The 17,769-nt window shown below is 63.6% G+C and carries 5 protein-coding genes; 2 read left to right on the top strand and 3 right to left on the bottom strand.

Annotated features, from left to right (window positions below):
- Positions 1-343: 343 nt before the first annotated feature.
- Together CAF90_RS14480 and CAF90_RS14475 are read left to right on the top strand one after the other, a co-directional pair.
- Positions 344-13,345 carry a non-ribosomal peptide synthetase gene (locus CAF90_RS14480; RefSeq protein WP_085607095.1) on the top strand — a complete coding sequence of 4,334 codons (13,002 nt, stop codon included), beginning with the start codon at positions 344-346 and terminating at the stop codon, positions 13,343-13,345.
- 120 nt (positions 13,346-13,465) lie between these two features.
- On the top strand, positions 13,466-14,278 hold the full coding sequence (locus tag CAF90_RS14475; protein ID WP_085607093.1) for an alpha/beta fold hydrolase: 813 nt from the start codon (positions 13,466-13,468) through the stop codon (positions 14,276-14,278).
- A 31-nt stretch (positions 14,279-14,309) separates the two neighbouring features.
- On the opposite strand, the gene dsbG is transcribed toward CAF90_RS14475, so the two are convergent.
- The 3 genes from dsbG to dsbD are packed head-to-tail and all read right to left on the bottom strand — an operon-like array spanning position 14,310 to position 17,658.
- Positions 14,310-15,080, bottom strand: a complete 771-nt coding sequence (gene dsbG / locus CAF90_RS14470) for a thiol:disulfide interchange protein DsbG (protein WP_007955786.1) — start codon at positions 15,078-15,080, stop codon at positions 14,310-14,312.
- Positions 15,056-15,928, bottom strand: a complete 873-nt coding sequence (locus tag CAF90_RS14465) for a TlpA disulfide reductase family protein (protein ID WP_085607091.1) — start codon at positions 15,926-15,928, stop codon at positions 15,056-15,058. The genes dsbG and CAF90_RS14465 overlap by 25 nt, the downstream gene beginning before the upstream one ends.
- The gene (gene dsbD / locus CAF90_RS14460) at positions 15,928-17,658 is read right to left on the bottom strand and encodes a protein-disulfide reductase DsbD (RefSeq protein WP_085607089.1); all 1,731 of its coding nucleotides are present in this window, start codon (positions 17,656-17,658) and stop codon (positions 15,928-15,930) included. The genes CAF90_RS14465 and dsbD overlap by 1 nt, the downstream gene beginning before the upstream one ends.
- Between the last annotated feature and the right edge of the window lie 111 nt (positions 17,659-17,769).

The following is a 17,769-nucleotide window of genomic DNA, read 5'->3' as shown; positions in this document are numbered from 1 at the left end:
TGGGGGACGGGGCCGTCCTACACATCGAGCGACAAATTATGTTGAATGATAATGATTGTCAATTGAGAAAGAGAACTAATGATCCATAACAGTGCGATCTGAGAACTGCGACACGCCGCCGCACTCGCCCAAGCGCCCAGCCCCGTTGGCGATCCAGCCTGCCGACTAATTATTTCAAGACGTCATCCGTTCTCATTGGTGAATGGATCCGGGTACGCAGCCCCGGACCTACCGCATTCCAATGCCTTGCACGGTCGGCGAAGACCGTGTCCCGCATGCCTTGCACGGGCATGCCGCAGCCAACCCGATTCCACCAGCAAGCCGAATTCAGGCAGGAAACCTCATGACCGACGCGTTCGAACTCCCCAGCACCCTGGTCCAAGCCCTCCAGCGCCGCGCGGCCCTGACGCCGGATCGGCTGGCCTTGCGCTTTCTCGCCGAAACCGAGGAACAGGCTGTGGTGCTCAGTTATCGCGAACTCGATCGGCGTGCGCGCACCATCGCTGCCGCATTGCAGGCCGAGGCCGGATTCGGTGATCGCGCGGTGCTGCTGTTTCCGAGCGGCCCGGATTACGTGGCGGCGTTCTTTGGTTGCCTGTACGCGGGCGTGATCGCGGTGCCGGCTTATCCGCCGGAATCGGCCAAGCGTCACCATCAGGATCGCGTGCTGTCGATCATCGCCGACGCCGAACCGCGTCTGCTGCTGACCAGCGCCGACCTGCGCGACGCCCTGCAGCAAATCGAAGGCGCGCCACCGCTGTTGTGCGTCGATACCCTCGATACTGCGCTGGCCGAACGCTGGGTCGAACCGACCTTGCCGCAAGACCACATCGCCTTCCTGCAATACACCTCCGGCTCCACTGCGCTGCCCAAGGGCGTGCAGGTCAGCCACGGCAACCTGGTGGCCAACGAACTGCTGATTCGCCACGGCTTCGGCATCGACGTAAACCCCGACGACGTGATCGTCAGCTGGCTGCCGCTATACCACGACATGGGCTTGATCGGCGGTCTGCTGCAACCGATCTTCAGCGGCGTGCCGTGCATCCTGATGTCGCCGGCGTACTTCCTCGGCCGACCGTTGCGCTGGCTCGAAGCGATCAGCCAATACGGCGGCACCATCAGCGGTGGCCCTGACTTCGCCTACCGACTGTGCAGCGAACGGGTCAGCGAATCGGCGCTGGAGCGTCTCGACCTGAGCCGTTGGCGCGTGGCTTATTCCGGCTCCGAGCCGATCCGTCTCGACACCCTCGAACGCTTCGCCGAGAAATTCACCGCATGCGGTTTCAGCGAAGACAGTTTCATGGCGTCCTACGGTCTGGCGGAAGCGACCCTGTTCGTCGCGGGCACACCGCGCGGCACCGGCATTCCGGCCCTGCGCGTCGACGATCAGGCCCTGGCACAGAACCGCGCCGAAGCGGGCGAGGGCAGCCCGATCATGAGTTGCGGTATCAGCCAGCCCGATCATGCGGTGCTGATCGTCGAGCCGAACACGCTCGAAGAGCTGGCCGACAACGCCGTGGGTGAAGTCTGGGCCGCCGGCCCGAGCATCGCCCTCGGCTACTGGCGCAACCCCGAGGCCAGCGCCAAGACTTTCGTCCAGCACGCCGGCCAGACCTGGCTGCGCACCGGTGACCTGGGTTTCATCCGCGAAGGTGAACTGTTCATCACCGGCCGCCTGAAAGACATGCTCATCGTGCGCGGTCACAACCTCTATCCGCAGGATCTCGAGAAAACTGTCGAGAACGAAGTTGAGGTGGTGCGCAAGGGCCGCGTCGCCGCGTTCGCAGTCAATCATAATGGCGAAGAAGGCATCGGCATCGCGGCGGAAATCAGCCGCAGCGTGCAGAAAATCCTCCCGCCCGAAGCGCTGATCAAAGCCATCCGTCAGGCGGTGGCCGAGGCGTATCAGGAAGCACCGAGCGTGGTGGTGCTGCTCAATCCGGGTGCGCTGCCGAAAACCTCCAGCGGCAAACTGCAGCGTTCGGCCTGCCGCAATCGTCTGGCTGACGGCAGCCTCGACAGCTACGCCGTATTCCCATCAGCCACTGCTGAAACCGCTCAGGACTCGACCGCGTCCGCCTCCGAACTGGAGGCGTTGATCGGCAAAATCTGGGCCGAGCAACTCAACGTCAAACAGGTCAACGCCGACGATCACTTCTTCCTGCTCGGCGGCAACTCGATCGCCGCGACTCAAGTGATCGCCAAGGTCCGCGAAGAACTGAGCCTGGAGCTGAACCTGCGCCTGCTGTTCGAAGCGCCGACCCTGTCCGCCTTCGCCGCCGCCGTGGCGCAGCAGCAACAGGACGGCGGCAGCGCCCAGGGCGAAATCACCGCCCTGTCGCGCACCGAAGCGCTGCCGCAATCACTGGCGCAAAACCGTCTGTGGATCACCTGGCAGCTCGACCCACAGAGCAGCGCCTACAACATTCCCGGTGCCCTGCGCCTGCGCGGCGAACTGGACGAAGACGCCCTGCGCGCCAGTTTCCAGCAACTGATCGAGCGCCATGAATCCCTGCGCACGCGCTTCTTCGAACGCGACGGCGCGGCGCTGCAACAGGTCGAAGCAGCGGGCGAGTTCAATCTGCAACTGATCGACATCAGCGACCTGCCGGCCAGCGAGCGTGAAGCCCGCGCACAACAGATCCGCGAGGACGAAGCCCGCACCCAGTTCGATCTGGAGAAAGGCCCGCTGCTGTGGGTGACGCTGGTTCGCCTCGACGACGAAGATCACCAGTTGCTGGTGACCCTGCACCACATCATCGCCGACGGCTGGTCGCTGAACGTGCTGATCGACGAGTTCTCGCGCCTGTACGCCGCCGCTTCCCAAGGCCAGCGCGCGGAACTGGCGCCGCTGCCAACCCAATACGCCGACTACGGCAGCTGGCAGCGCCAATGGCTGGCGCAAGGCGAGGGCGAGCGGCAACTGGCGTACTGGAAAACGCAGTTGGGTGATGAGCATCCGACGCTGGAGCTGGCGACCGATCATCCGCGTTCTGCCAAGCAAAAGCACAGCGCCGCACGCCATAGCGTTCGTCTGGGGATCAGCCTCAGCGACGCGATCCGCCAGACGGCACAGGCTTATCAATCCACGCCGTTCATGCTGCTGCTCTCGGCGTTCCAGAGCCTGTTGCATCGCTACAGCGGCCAGCGCGACATTCGCATCGGCGTACCCAACGCCAACCGTCCGCGTCTGGAAACCCAGGGCCTGATCGGCTTCTTCATCAACACCCAGGTGCTGCGTGCCGACGTCGATTCGCGTCTGCCATTCACCGAACTGCTGGCGCAAACCCGACAAGCTGCACTCGGTGCTCAGGCGAATCAGGATCTACCATTCGAACAACTGCTCGAAGCCTTCCCGCAGGCCCGCGAACAAGGTTTGTTCCAGGTCATGTTCAACCACCAGCAGCGCGACCTGAGTGCGCTCAAACGTCTGCCGGGCCTGCTGGCCGAAGAACTACCGTGGCACAGCCGCGAGGCCAAGTTCGATCTGCAACTGCACAGTGAAGAAGACCGAAACGGTCGCCTGACGCTGTCCTTCGACTACGCCGATGAACTGTTCGACGCCGCGACCATCGAGCGCCTCGCCGAGCATTTGAGCAACCTGCTGCGTGCCGTCTGCGAACGTCCGGAACAAACCATCGGCGATCTGCAATTGCTGACCGCCGCCGAAAATACTCAGCAAAGCGAATGGAGCATCGCCCCGTGCACCCCGGCGCAACAATGGCTGCCGGAGCTGCTGAATGAACAGGGACGGCAAACCCCTGATCGCACTGCGCTGGTGTGGGACGGCGGCAGCCTGGACTTCGCCGAACTGCACACCCAGGCCAACCGTCTCGCCCACTACCTGCGCGACAAAGGCGTCGGCCCGGACGTCTGCGTGGCGATCGCCGCCGAGCGTTCGCCGCAACTGCTGATTGGCCTGCTGGCGATCATCAAGGCCGGTGGCGCCTACGTGCCGCTGGACCCGGATTACCCGGCCGATCGCCTGGCCTACATGCTCAGCGACAGCGGCGTCGAACTGCTGCTGACCCAGACTGCATTGCTCGACCGCTTGCCGGCCAGCGAAGGCGTCAGCGTGATCGCCATGGACACCCTGCACCTGGAAAACTGGCCGAGCCAGGCACCGGGTCTGCATCTGCACGGCGACAACCTCGCCTACGTGATTTACACCTCCGGCTCCACCGGCCAGCCGAAAGGCGTGGGCAACACTCACGCGGCGCTGGCCGAACGTCTGCAATGGATGCAGAACTCTTATCGCCTGAACGACACCGACGTGCTCATGCAAAAGGCGCCGATCAGTTTCGACGTGTCGGTGTGGGAATGCTTCTGGCCACTGATCACCGGTGCGCGCCTGCTGATCGCCGGTCCCGGTGAACACCGCGATCCGCATCGCATCGCGCAGCTTGTTCAAGAATATGGCGTGACCACGCTGCACTTCGTGCCGCCGCTGCTTTCGCTGTTTATCGATGAATCGTTGAGTGCCGAATGCACCAGCCTGCGCCGCGTGTTCTCCGGCGGTGAAGCGCTGCCGGCGGAACTGCGCAACCGCGTGTTGGCGCAACTGCCAGCGGTGCAACTGCACAACCGTTACGGCCCGACCGAAACCGCGATCAACGTCACTCACTGGCATTGCAGCATGGCGGATGGCGAGCGTTCGCCGATTGGCCGTCCGCTGGGCAACGTGGTCTGCCGCGTGCTCGATAGCGATCTCAATCCTGTGCCGGCCGGTGTGCCGGGTGAACTGTGCATCAGCGGCATCGGCCTGGCCCGGGGTTACCTCGGCCGCCCGGCGCTGACCGCCGAACGTTTCGTGGTCGATCCGCTGGGCGAGCAGGGGGCGCGTCTGTACCGCACCGGTGACCGCGCACGCTGGACGAATGATGGCGTGATCGAATACCTCGGCCGTCTCGATCAGCAGGTCAAACTGCGCGGCTTCCGCGTCGAGCCGGAAGAAATCGAAGCGCGTCTGTTGGCTCAGGACGGCGTGGCTCAGGCAGCCGTGCTGGTGCGCGAAACCGTCGCCGGCCCGCAACTGATCGGCTACTTCACCGCCACTGATGTCAGTGAAGATCAGGACGGGCAAATCGCGCGCTTGAAGGCCGCACTGGCCGCCGAGCTGCCGGAATACATGGTCCCGGCGCAACTGATGCGCCTGGACGCAATGCCCCTGAGCCCGAGCGGCAAACTCGACCGCCGCGCCTTGCCCGAGCCGCAATGGCAGGTGCGCGAACACGTCGAGCCGGTCACCGAGCTGGAACAGCAGATCGCCGCAATCTGGCGCGAAGTGCTGGGCCTGAAACAGGTCGGCCTGCGCGACGACTTCTTCGCCCTCGGCGGTCACTCGCTGCTGGCCACGCAAATCATCTCCCGCACCCGTCAGGCCTGCGACGTCGAGCTGCCGCTGCGTGCCTTGTTCGAACACAGCGAACTGGGTGATTTCGCCGAGCAGATCCGCCAGATCCAGGCCAGCGGTCGCACCAACAAACAGCCGCCGATCGACAAGGTTGATCGCAGCAAGCCGGTGCCGCTGTCCTACTCGCAGCAGCGCATGTGGTTCCTCTGGCAGATGGAACCGGACAGCCCGGCGTACAACGTCGGCGGCATGGCGCGCCTGCGTGGCGTGCTGGATGTCGGGCGTTTCGAGGCGGCGCTGCAAGCGTTGATCCTGCGTCACGAAACCCTGCGCACCACGTTCCCGAGCATCGATGGCGTGGCTCGTCAGCAGGTGCATGCCGAGACCGGCGTGCGCATGGATTGGAAGGATTTCTCGAAACTCGCCGCCGATGTGCGCGAGCAGAAAGTCCAGCAACTGGCCGACGATGAAGCGCACCTGCCGTTCGATCTGGAGACCGGCCCGCTGCTGCGCGCCTGTCTGGTCAAGACCGCCGAGCAAGAGCATTACTTCGTCCTGACCCTGCACCACATCGTCACCGAAGGCTGGGCGATGGACATCTTCGCCCGCGAACTCAGCGCACTGTACGAAGCGTTCGTCGACGATCGCGAATCGCCGCTGGAACCGTTGCCGGTGCAGTACCTCGACTACAGCGTATGGCAGCGCAACTGGCTGGAGTCCGGCGAGCGTCAGCGTCAGCTCGACTACTGGACCGCGCAACTGGGCCGCGAACATCCACTGCTGGAGCTGCCGGGCGATCGTCCGCGTCCGCCGGTGCAAAGTCACCAGGGCGAGTTGTTCCGTTTCGACCTCAGCGACGATCTCGCCGCACGGGTTCGGGCGTTCAACGCGCAGAACGGTCTGACCCTGTTCATGACCATGACCGCCGCACTCGCGACCTTGCTCTATCGCTACAGCGGCCAGACCGATCTGCGCATCGGCGCACCGGTGGCCAACCGTATCCGCCCGGAAAGCGAAGGCTTGATCGGTGCGTTCCTCAACACTCAGGTGCTGCGTTGCCAGCTCGACGGCCAGATGTCGGTCGGCGAATTGTTCGAGCAAGTGCGCCACACCGTGATCGAAGGTCAGTCCCATCAGGACCTGCCGTTCGATCATCTGGTTGAAGCCCTGCAACCACCGCGCAGTGCCGCGTACAACCCGTTGTTCCAGGTGATGTGCAACGTGCAGCGCTGGGAATTCCAGCAGAGCCGCATGCTCGCCGGCATGACTGTCGAGTACCTGGCCAACGATGCGCGGGCGACCAAGTTCGACCTCAACCTGGAAGTCACCGACCTCGACCATCGCCTCGGTTGCTGCCTGACGTACAGCACTGATTTGTTCGACGAGCCGACCATTGCGCGCATGGCCAAACATTGGCGCAACCTGCTGGAAGCGTTGATCGCCAACCCGCAACAACGCCTCAGCGAACTGCCGCTGCTCGATGCGCCTGAGCAACAGCAATTGCTCGACAGCCTTGGCGTCGAGCCGGGCGAGCGTCGTCTCGATCAGTGCATTCATCACCTGTTCGCCGAGCAGGCACTGGCGCGCAAAGATGCGCCGGCCCTGACCTTCGCCGGGCAGACTCTGAGCTACGCCGAACTCGACGCTCGCGCCAATCGCCTGGCCTGGGCCCTGCGTGAACGCGGTGTCGGCCCGCAAGTGCGGGTCGGGCTGGCGCTGGAGCGTTCGCTGGAAATGGTCGTCGGCCTGCTGGCGATCCTCAAGGCCGGCGGCGCCTATGTGCCGCTGGATCCTGAATACCCGCTCGACCGCCTGCATTACATGATCGAAGACAGCGGCGTCGGCCTGCTGCTCAGCGACCGCGCGATGTTCAAGGCACTCGGCGAACTGCCGTCGAACGTGGCGCGCTGGTGCCTGGAAGACGACAGCGCCGCGCTGGCCGATTACCCGGCTACCGAGTTGCCATTCATCAGCCTGCCGCAGCATCAGGCGTACCTGATTTACACCTCGGGTTCCACCGGCAAGCCGAAAGGCGTGGTGGTGTCCCACGGTGAAATCGCCATGCATTGCCAGGCGGTGATCGAGCGCTTCGGCATGCGTTCGGACGACTGCGAACTGCATTTCTATTCGATCAACTTCGACGCCGCCACCGAGCGTCTGCTGGTGCCGCTGCTCAGCGGTGCGCAGGTGGTGCTGCGTGCGCAGGGTCAGTGGGACGCGGAAGAAATCTGCGGCCTGATCCGCGAACATCGGATCAATATTCTCGGTTTCACCCCGAGTTACGGCAGCCAGTTGGCGCAGTTCCTCGCGACGCAGAACGACATCCTGCCGGTGCGCATGATCATCACCGGCGGCGAAGCGCTGACCGGCGAACACCTGCAGCGGATTCGCGCAGCATTTAAACCGAGCCTGTTCTTCAACGCCTACGGCCCGACCGAAACCGTGGTCATGCCGCTGGCCAGTCTTGCGCCTGAAGTGCTGGAAGAGGGCGCCGGCAGTGTGCCGATCGGTAGCGTGATCGGTGATCGCGTGGCCTACATTCTCGACGCCGATCTGGCGCTGGTGCCGCAAGGCGCGACCGGTGAATTGTTCGTCGGTGGCGCCGGTCTGGCGGTGGGGTATCACGAGCGTGCAGGCATCACTGCCGAACGTTTCGTCGCTGACCCGTTTGCCGTCGATGGCGGGCGCATGTACCGCACCGGCGACCTGGTGCGCCAGCGCGCCGACGGTCTGGTGGAATACCTGGGGCGGATCGACCATCAGGTGAAGATCCGTGGTTTCCGCATCGAGCTGGGCGAGATCGAAACCCGTCTGCTCGATCACCATTCGATCCGCGAAGCGGTGGTGCTGGCGCTGGATGCGCCGAGCGGTAAGCAACTGGTCGGCTATCTCGTGACCGAGGTCGCTTCGCGAAGCGAAGCCGAGCAGGCCGAACTGCGCGATGCGCTGAAGGCGCACCTGAAGACGCAACTGCCGGACTACATGGTGCCGACCCATCTGATTCTGCTGGCGAGCATGCCGCTGACCGCCAACGGCAAACTCGATCGCCGCGCCTTGCCGGCGCCGGATCCAGAGCTGAACCGTCAGGATTACGTGGCGCCAAGCAACGAGCTGGAGCAGACCTTGGCGCAGATCTGGTGCGAGGTGCTCAACGTCGAGCAGGTCGGTCTGAACGACAACTTCTTCGAACTGGGTGGCGACTCGATCCTGTCGATTCAAGTGGTCAGCCGGGCGCGTCAGCAGGGCATTCACTTCAGTCCGCGTGATCTGTTCCAGCATCAGACTGTGCAGACCTTGGCCGCCGTTGCCAGCCGCAGTGAAACCGTGACCGCCGAGCAAGGTCTGGTGACGGGCGAATCGCGTCTGACGCCGATCCAGCACTGGTTCTTCGACACCGAGATTCCCGAGCGTCAGCACTGGAACCAGGCGTTGTTGCTGGAGCCGACTGTGGCGCTGGAACCGCACCGTCTGGAGCAAGCGCTGTTGGCGATGATTGAGCAGCATGACGCCCTGCGTCTGCGCTTCACCGAGGTCAACGGCGCATGGCAAGCGACCCATCAACCGGTGACCGATGCTGCCGTGCTGTGGCAAGTTCGCGTGCCGTCGATGGACAAATGCGCCGCGCTGTTCGCCGATGCCCAGCGCAGTCTCGACCTTGCCCAGGGCCCGCTGCTGCGTGCCGTGCTGGTCGATGGGCCGGAAGGTCAGCAACGGCTGTTCGTTGCGATCCATCACTTGGTGGTCGACGGTGTGTCGTGGCGCGTTCTGCTCGACGATCTGCAAACCGTGTATCGCCAGCTCGACGCCGATCAGTCGGTGAAACTGCCGGCGAAAACCAGCGCCTTCAAGGACTGGGCGGCACGCTTGCAGGCCTACGCCGGCAGCGAATCCCTGCGTGAAGAATTGAGCTGGTGGCAAGCGCAACTGGCCGGCCCGAATGCCGATTTGCCGTGCGAACGTCCTGAGGGCGGTCGCGAGAATCGTCATGCGCAAACCGTCAGCGTGCGTCTGGATACCGAGCGCACCAAACAACTGCTGCAGCAGGCACCGAGCGCCTATCGCACGCAGGTCAACGACCTGTTGCTGACCGCGCTGGCCCGCGTGCTGTGCCGCTGGAGCGGTCAGCCGTCGGCGCTGATTCAACTGGAAGGCCACGGCCGCGAAACCCTGTTCGACGAGATCGACCTGACCCGCACCGTCGGCTGGTTCACCAGCGCCTATCCGCTGCGCCTGACCCCGCACAACATCGAAGAGGCCGCCGGGCAGGGCGCTTCGATCAAGGCGATCAAGGAACAACTGCGCGCCGTGCCACACAAAGGCCTCGGCTATGGCGTGCTGCGTTATCTGGCCGACGATGTCAGTCGTCAGAGCATGGCGGCATTGCCGAATGCACCGATCACCTTCAACTACCTCGGCCAGTTCGACCAGAGCTTCGGCAGCGATGCGCTGTTCCGACCGCTGGATGAATCGGTTGGCGCCGCCCACGATCCGCACGCACCGCTGCCGAACGAGTTGAGCGTCGACAGTCAGGTGTACGGCGGGGAACTGCTGCTGCGCTGGATCTTCAGCGCCGAACGGTACGACGCGCAGACCATCAACGAGCTGGCAGACGCCTATGTCGGCGAGTTGCAGAGCCTGATCGAACATTGCCTGCAGGACGAGGCCGGTGGTCTGACGCCGTCGGACTTCCCGCTGGCGAAACTGACCCAGGCGCAACTTGATGCACTGCCGGTGCCGGCGGCGCACATCGAAGACGTGTACCCGCTGACGCCGATGCAGGAAGGCATGCTGCTGCACACCTTGCTCGAACCGGGCACCGGTCTGTATTACATGCAGGATCGCTATCGCATCAACAGCGAACTCGACCCCGAGCGTTTCGCCCACGCGTGGCAAGCAGTGGTCGCCCGTCATGAAGCGCTGCGTGCATCGTTCTGCTGGAACGTCGGCGAAGACATGCTGCAAGTGATCCACACCCCGGGTCGCACGCCGATCGAGTACCTGGACTGGAGCGCCATCGCTGACGCCGAGCAAGAGCCGAAACTGCAAGCGCTGCTCAAAAGCGAGCGCGAGGCCGGGTTCGATCTGCTCAATCAGGCACCGTTCCACCTGCGCCTGATCAAGGTTGGCGCGGCGCGTTACTGGTTCATGATGAGCAACCACCACATCCTGATCGATGCCTGGTGCCGTTCGCTGCTGATGAACGATTTCTTCGAGATCTACACCGCCCTCGGCGAAGGTCGCGAAGCGCAACTGGCAGTGCCGCCGCGCTACCGTGATTACATCGGCTGGCTGCAACGCCAGAGCCTGGCCGAAGCGCGTCAGTGGTGGCAGCAGAACCTGCAAGGCTTCGAGCGCACCACGCCGATCCCGAGCGACCGTCCGTTCCTGCGTGAACACGCCGGCGAAAGCGGTGGCATGATCGTCGGCGACCGCTACACCCGACTGAATGTCGAGGACGGCGCCCGTCTGCGCGAGCTGGCCCAGGCCCATCAACTGACCATCAACACCTTCGCCCAGGCGGCGTGGGCACTGGTGCTGCGCCGCATGAGCGGTGACCGCGACGTGCTGTTCGGCGTGACCGTGGCCGGGCGCCCGGTGGAAATGCCGGAGATGCAGCGCACCGTTGGCCTGTTCATCAACAGCATCGCGCTGCGGGTGCAGATTCCGGCGGACGATCAGCGCGCCAGCGTGCGTCAGTGGCTGAGCGGTCTGCTCGACAGCAACATGCAACTGCGCGAGTACGAATACCTCCCGCTGGTGAACATCCAGGAACAGAGCGAACTGCCGAAAGGCCAGCCGCTGTTCGACAGCCTGTTCGTGTTCGAAAACGCCCCGGTGGAAGTCTCGGTGCTGGACCGTGCGCAGAGCCTCAACGCGACCTCGGATTCGGGCCGTACCCACACCAACTTCCCGCTCACAGCGGTGTGCTACCCGGGCGACGACCTGGGCCTGCACCTGTCTTACGACCAGCGTTACTTCGACGAGTCGACCATCGAGCGCATGCTCGGCGAGTTCAAGCGTCTGTTGCTGGCGTTGGTCGACGGCTTCCATGGCGACATGGCCGACCTGCCGCTGCTTGGCCAAGAGGAACTGGACTTCCTGCTCCACGGCTGCAACCAGAGTGAGCACGACTATCCGCTGGAACAGAGCTACGTCGAGCTGTTCGAAGCGCAGGTCGCACAACATCCGCAACGCATTGCCGCCAGTTGCCTTGATCAGCAGCTGAGCTATGCCGAGCTGAACCAGAACGCCAACCGTCTCGGTCATGCACTGGTCGCGGCCGGGGTGCAGATGGATCAACCGGTGGCGCTGTTGGGCGAACGTAATCTGGATCTGCTGGGCATGATCATCGGCAGCTTCAAGGCCGGTGCCGGTTACCTGCCACTGGATCCGGGCCTGCCGAGCCAGCGTTTGCAACGGATCATCGAGCTCAGCCGCACGCCGGTGCTGGTGTGCACCGAGGCTTGCCGTGAACAGGCGACGACCTTGCTGGATGAGTTCAGCTGTGCCAACCGTCCGCGCTTGCTGGTGTGGGAAGAGGTTCAGGCCGGCGCGATGTCGTCGGCGAATCCGGGAATCTTCAGCGGCCCGGACAATCTGGCCTACGTGATCTACACCTCGGGCTCCACCGGGTTGCCGAAAGGCGTGATGGTCGAGCAGCGCGGCATGCTCAACAACCAGTTGAGCAAGGTGCCGTACCTGAACCTGAGCGACGCCGATGTGATCGCCCAGACCGCTTCGCAAAGCTTCGACATTTCGGTCTGGCAGTTCCTCGCCGCGCCGCTGTTCGGGGCGCGAGTGGACATCGTGCCGAACACCATCGCCCACGATCCGCAAGGTTTGCTGGTGCATGTGCAGCAGCAGGGCATCACCGTGCTGGAAAGCGTGCCGTCGCTGATCCAGGGCATGCTCGCTTCGGATCGTTTGAGCCTCGACGGTCTGCGCTGGATGCTGCCGACCGGTGAAGCAATGCCGCCGGAACTGGCGCACCAGTGGCTGCTGCGTTATCCGGAGATCGGTCTGGTCAACGCCTATGGCCCGGCGGAATGCTCGGACGACGTGGCGTTCTTCCGCGTCGACCTGGCCTCGACTCGCGGCAGTTACCTGCCGATCGGTACGCCGACCGACAACAACTTGCTGTACTTGCTCGATGGCGCGCTGGATCTGGTGCCGTTGGGTGCGGTGGGCGAGTTGTGCGTGGCGGGCACCGGGGTCGGTCGCGGGTATGTCAGCGATCCGTTGCGCACCGCGCCGGTGTTCGTGCCGAATCCGTTCGGTGCGCCGGGCGAGCGTCTGTATCGCACCGGTGACCTGGCGCGCCGTCGCAGTGACGGGGTGCTGGAGTACGTCGGCCGGGTCGACCATCAGGTGAAGATCCGCGGTTACCGGATCGAGCTGGGTGAAATCGAGGCGCGTCTGCACGAGCAACCGGAAGTCCGTGACGGGGCGGTCGGCGTGCAGGAAGGCGTCAACGGCAAGCATCTGGTCGGCTACCTGGTGGCCGCAGATTCCGCACTGAATCAGAGCGAACGCCTGGAGCGGATCAAGCAGCGCCTGCGCGCCGAACTGCCGGAATACATGGTGCCGCTGCACTGGTTGTGGCTTGACCGGTTGCCGCTCAACGCCAACGGCAAACTCGACCGCAAGGCCTTGCCGGTGCTGGAGATCGGCCAGTTGCAGAGCCAGGATTACCTGGCGCCGCGCAGCGAGCTGGAGCAGACCCTGGCCGATATCTGGGCCGAGGTACTGAAGGTCGAGAAGGTCGGGGTACGCGACAACTTCTTCGAACTCGGCGGCCACTCGCTGCTTGCCACGCAAATCGCCTCGCGGGTGCAGAAAGCTCTGCAACGGGACGTGCCGCTGCGGGCGATGTTCGAGTGCAGCACGGTGGAGGAACTGGCCGGGTACATCGAAGGGCTGGCGGCCAGCGACATTACCGAGGAAAAGGTTGATCGGTTGAATGACCTGATGGCAGAGCTGGAGGGGTTGTAGTCTTCAGCGTCTGTGATCTCAACATCGATCAACCGGCACATGGATGTACGTTTGTATAGTTGACGATCCCGAACCGGCAGCCCAGTCTGCCGGTTCTCTTTTTTGTCGCGGGGGTGATCGATGGCTTTCTTCGAAGTTGACGGACAGGCGCTTCACTACATTGATCAAGGCACAGGCCCGGCGGTGTTGCTGGCTGGCAGCTACCTGTGGGACCAGGCCATGTGGGCGCCGCAGATCGCAGCGCTATCGGCGCACTATCGGGTGATTGCACTGGATCTGTGGGGGCACGGCGAATCCGGTCGCTTGCCTGAAGGCACCGCTTCGCTGGACGACATCGCCCGTCAGGCACTGGCCTTGCTCGATCATCTGGACATCGATCGGGTGACGCTGGTCGGGCTGTCCGTCGGCGGCATGTGGGGCGTGCGTCTGGCGTTGTCGGCACCGCAGCGGCTCAACGGTCTGGTGCTGATGGACACTTACGTCGGCGTCGAGCCGGAACCGACCCGCCAGTACTATTTCTCGCTGTTCAAACAGATCGAGGAAAGCGGTGGGATCTCCGAACAACTGCTGGATATCGTGGTGCCGATCTTCTTTCGCCCGGGCATCGATCGAGAGTCGGCGCTGTATCAGGACTTCCGCGCAAAACTGGCCGGGTATTCGGCTGACCGCCTGCGTGACAGCATCGTGCCGATGGGGCGGATCACCTTTGGCCGTGACGATCTGTTGCCGCGCCTGGGCGAGTTGAATGCGGCCACCACGCTGGTGGTCTGCGGCGATCAGGACAAGCCACGCCCGCCGTCGGAAGCACGGGAAATGGCTGAGCTGATTGGTTGTCCGTGTGTGCTGGTGCCGGAGGCGGGGCATATCTCCAATCTGGAGAATCCAACCTTCGTGACCGACACGCTGCTGAAATTTCTGGCTGAACTGAAGTAACGAAAACGCCCACGCATTGCGTGGGCGTTTTTTATTTCGGGCCGAGAATCTTCGCCAGTTTGTCCGGCGTCGGCGCGCCTTGCTGTTGTTGCAGTTCGCCCTTGTCGTCCATGTAAAAGATCGCCGGGGTGGCCTGCAAGTCCAGGTCTTCCATCAGTTGCATGTTCGCGGCAAGTTTGGTCTGCACGGCGACCGGAATGTCCTTCAAGGCCTTGAGGGTGCTGGCCTTGCCGGCCTTCTCATGATCCTCCAGGGCTTTGCTCGGGTCCTTGGCGGCGAGCAGGGCGGCGGATTTGGCCGGGCTGTCTTCGCGGATGATGCCGACCATGATATGCCGCAACTGCACCTTGCCGGCCTTGACCCATGGGCGGGCCTGTTCCCAGAACATGTTGCAATACGGGCAGTTCGGATCACTGAACAGGTACACGGTGCGCGGCGCATCCTTGTTGCCGTCCTGAATCCAGTTGCTCGCTTCGAACTTGGCCCAGACTTCCTTGGCCATTGGCGCGTACACCAGTTTTTGCAGCGGCGCGCTGCTCAGGTCGTTGCCGTCGGCGTCGTACAGATTGCCCAGCAGCACGTGCTTGCCGTCCGGCGTCAGGTACAGCGCCATGCCGCGGTTCTGGTATTGCGCGGCGTAACCGCGCAAGCCGTCCGGCGCGTCGAACTGGCCGACGATTTTCGCGCCCTTGGCTTCGATCTTCTTGATCGCTTCAGGCAGTTCTTCAGCAGCCTGGACCGACGGCAAGTGCAGCAGGGCTGCGCTCATGGTCAGCGTCAGCAGGTGGCGGAGGCGGGGCATGGCAGTTTCCTTGAAGAAGTGGTGGCCGGGTTCGGGCTGGAACCCGGGGTGTCGAAGTTTTCCAAGGCGCGGGCCAGGCTGGCGTTCGACAACTCGCCCAGATGGCTGCCCAGCAGGCGACCGTCCGGGCTATAGAACAGCGTAGTCGGCAGGGCCATGGAACCCACGGCCTGGCCGAGGCGTCCGCTGCGGTCGAACAGCACGTTGTTCAGGCTCAAGCCCTGGGTTTCGAGAAACGTGGCGACGCTTTGCATGCTTTCGGCCTGGTTGACGAACAGGAACGTCAGGTCCGGGCGTTGTTGCTGGGCGTTTTCCAGCACCGGCATTTCCCGGCGGCACGGCGGGCACCAGGTGGCCCACAGGTTGATCACCAGCGGCCCGCCCTGATAGTCGGTGAGTTTCACGGTTTCCCCGGCGGCGTTGCGCAGGGTGATGTCCGGCAGGCGTGTGCCTTGCTCGTAGATGTTCAGCGACAGGGTCGCCAGCACCCAGAACGCCACGCCGCTGACCACGCCGAACCCCAGCGGGCGACGCAAGCCCGGCCGGCGCCAGCCGCGATACAGCGCCGCCAGCAACAGCACGATCACCCCCGGCCAGGCGAGAAAACCGCCGTCGCGCAGATCGATGATCTGCCACAGATCATTGCGATAGTGGCCCCAGTACACAGCGACAAACGCAATGCGCGCCGCCAGCATGCCGAGCAGAAACAGGCTGAACAGCGCCGACTCGGGGTTGTCACCGCCGCGCTTGGCCACCCGCCAGCCGACGAAGGTCGCCAGCGCCAGCGCGCTAATCAGCAGCAAGTGGTTGAGTGCGATGGCAAAGGTGCCGAGGGTGAAGGTCAGCATTAACGGGCGTCTCGGGTGGTGGTCCAGCGTTGCAGAAAAGTATCGGCATCGACCTCGCCGGTGATGCGCTGGCTGCGGCGCTCTTCGCCGTCGGCGCCGATCCACACGAAACTCGGTGGCCCCGGCACTTTATAACGGCCGAGCAGTTCGCGGCTGGCGGCATTGTCGGCGGTGACGTCGAGTCGGAGCAAGCGCACATCGCTCAGGGCCTGCATCACCCGCGCCTGGCCGAACACCTGTTTTTCCATGACTTTGCACGACGTGCACCAGTCGGCGTAGTAATCGAGCAACACCCACTGGCCCTGCGCTTTGGCGGTGTCGAGCTCGCGTTGCAGGGCAGCGGGATCCTTGATCGTCGTGAAGGCTTCGTGGCCGCTGGGCGCCGCAGATCCGATGCGGCCGGCGCTGTACACCTGCAACGGCTGATACGGATCGTCACTGCCGCCTGCCGCACCGACCACCAGCAGACTGCCCCACAAGCCCAGCAACAGCGAACCGGCACCGAACAGGTGAGCCACGCGACCGAAGCCGTCGGACTGTTTCCAGGCACTGTAAGCGGCGATCAATAGCAGTGCGCCGCACAGACCCAGCCACAGCGACGGATCCAGCACCGGTCGCAGCATCAGCAGCGCGGTGGCAAGGAACAGGAAACCGAACACGCCCTTGAGCAGGTTCATCCACGCGCCGGGCTTGGGCAGGAAGCGATTGCCGACGGTCACCAGCAACAACAGCGGTACGCCGATGCCAATCCCGAGCGCAAACAGAATCAAACCACCATGCAGCGCATTGCCGCTTTGCGCGATGTAGAGCAGGGCGCCCGCCAGCGGTGCGGTCATGCACGGGCCGACCAGCAGACCGGACAGTGCGCCCAATACGCCCGCGCCGATCAGACTGCCGCCGCGCTGACTGCGCGAGGCATGTTCCAGTCGATCCCGCAAGGCCACCGGCAATTGCAGCTCGAAGAAGCCGAACATCGGCAGCGCCAGAACTACAAACACCGCCGCGAACGTCCCGAGCAGCCACGGGTTCTGCAACCACGCCTGCAGGTTGGCCCCCAGCAGCGCGGCGATGACGCCCATCGCCGCATACACCAGCGCCATGCAAACCACATAACTGCCGGCCAGCGCGAAACCGCGACGTGGCGTGGCGCCGCTGCCCACCACCATGCCCGCCAGAATCGGCAACATCGGCAACGAACACGGGGCAAACGCCAGCAGCAGGCCTAGGCCGAAGAACACCAGCAGGCTCCAGCCCAGCGAATGCTGTTGCAGACCGCTGGCCAGTGCCTGATCCGGCGCTTCATCTGTCGTTGCTGCGGCTTTGCCGCCGAGATCGATCACTCGGGTTTGCGGTGGATAGCAAAGACCGGCATCGGCGCAGCCCTGATAACTGACCTTGATCTGGCCCTGTGCGGCTGCCGGGATTTTCAGCTCGAGGCCCTGGCGATAAACCGGCTGTTCGCCGAAATACTCGTCGCTGTGGGACTCGCCTTCGGGCAGGGCCGGCACGTTTTGCGTCGCCAGCCCGTCGAACTTCAGACGCTTCTGATACAGGTAATAACCGTCGGCAATTTGCCAGAACAGCTGGGTCTCACCGGAATCCAGACGTTCCGAGGTCAGTACGAACGCCTTGTCGACCGGCAAGAACTCCGGTTTTGATGCAAAGGGATCATTACCTGCCTGGGCCAGACTCGAAATCAACAGTGCAAACAATAGAAAAAAATGACGCATGGAGGAGCCTTGTCCCTGTGCAATTGAGGGGCACAGTGGCGGGCGGCGATTAACCGATGATTAACCGGAGTTATCCATGCGTCGAACCTGCGAGACGCTGCAGCATTGCAA

Origin of the sequence: Pseudomonas sp. B37(2017), from assembly GCF_002112885.1 — a bacterium.
Classification (GTDB): Bacteria; Pseudomonadota; Gammaproteobacteria; order Pseudomonadales; family Pseudomonadaceae; genus Aquipseudomonas; species Aquipseudomonas paraglycinae.
This window is presented reverse-complemented; position numbering and strand designations above follow the sequence as displayed.

Bases quoted from the DNA above. Each gene is read 5' to 3' on its own strand.
- CAF90_RS14480 (WP_085607095.1), top strand. From the start codon at position 344: ATGACCGACGCGTTCGAACTCCCCAGCACCCTGGTCCAAGCCCTCCAG.
- CAF90_RS14475 (WP_085607093.1), top strand. From the start codon at position 13,466: ATGGCTTTCTTCGAAGTTGACGGACAGGCGCTTCACTACATTGATCAA.
- dsbG (WP_007955786.1), bottom strand. From the start codon at position 15,080: ATGCCCCGCCTCCGCCACCTGCTGACGCTGACCATGAGCGCAGCCCTG.
- CAF90_RS14465 (WP_085607091.1), bottom strand. From the start codon at position 15,928: ATGCTGACCTTCACCCTCGGCACCTTTGCCATCGCACTCAACCACTTG.
- dsbD (WP_085607089.1), bottom strand. From the start codon at position 17,658: ATGCGTCATTTTTTTCTATTGTTTGCACTGTTGATTTCGAGTCTGGCC.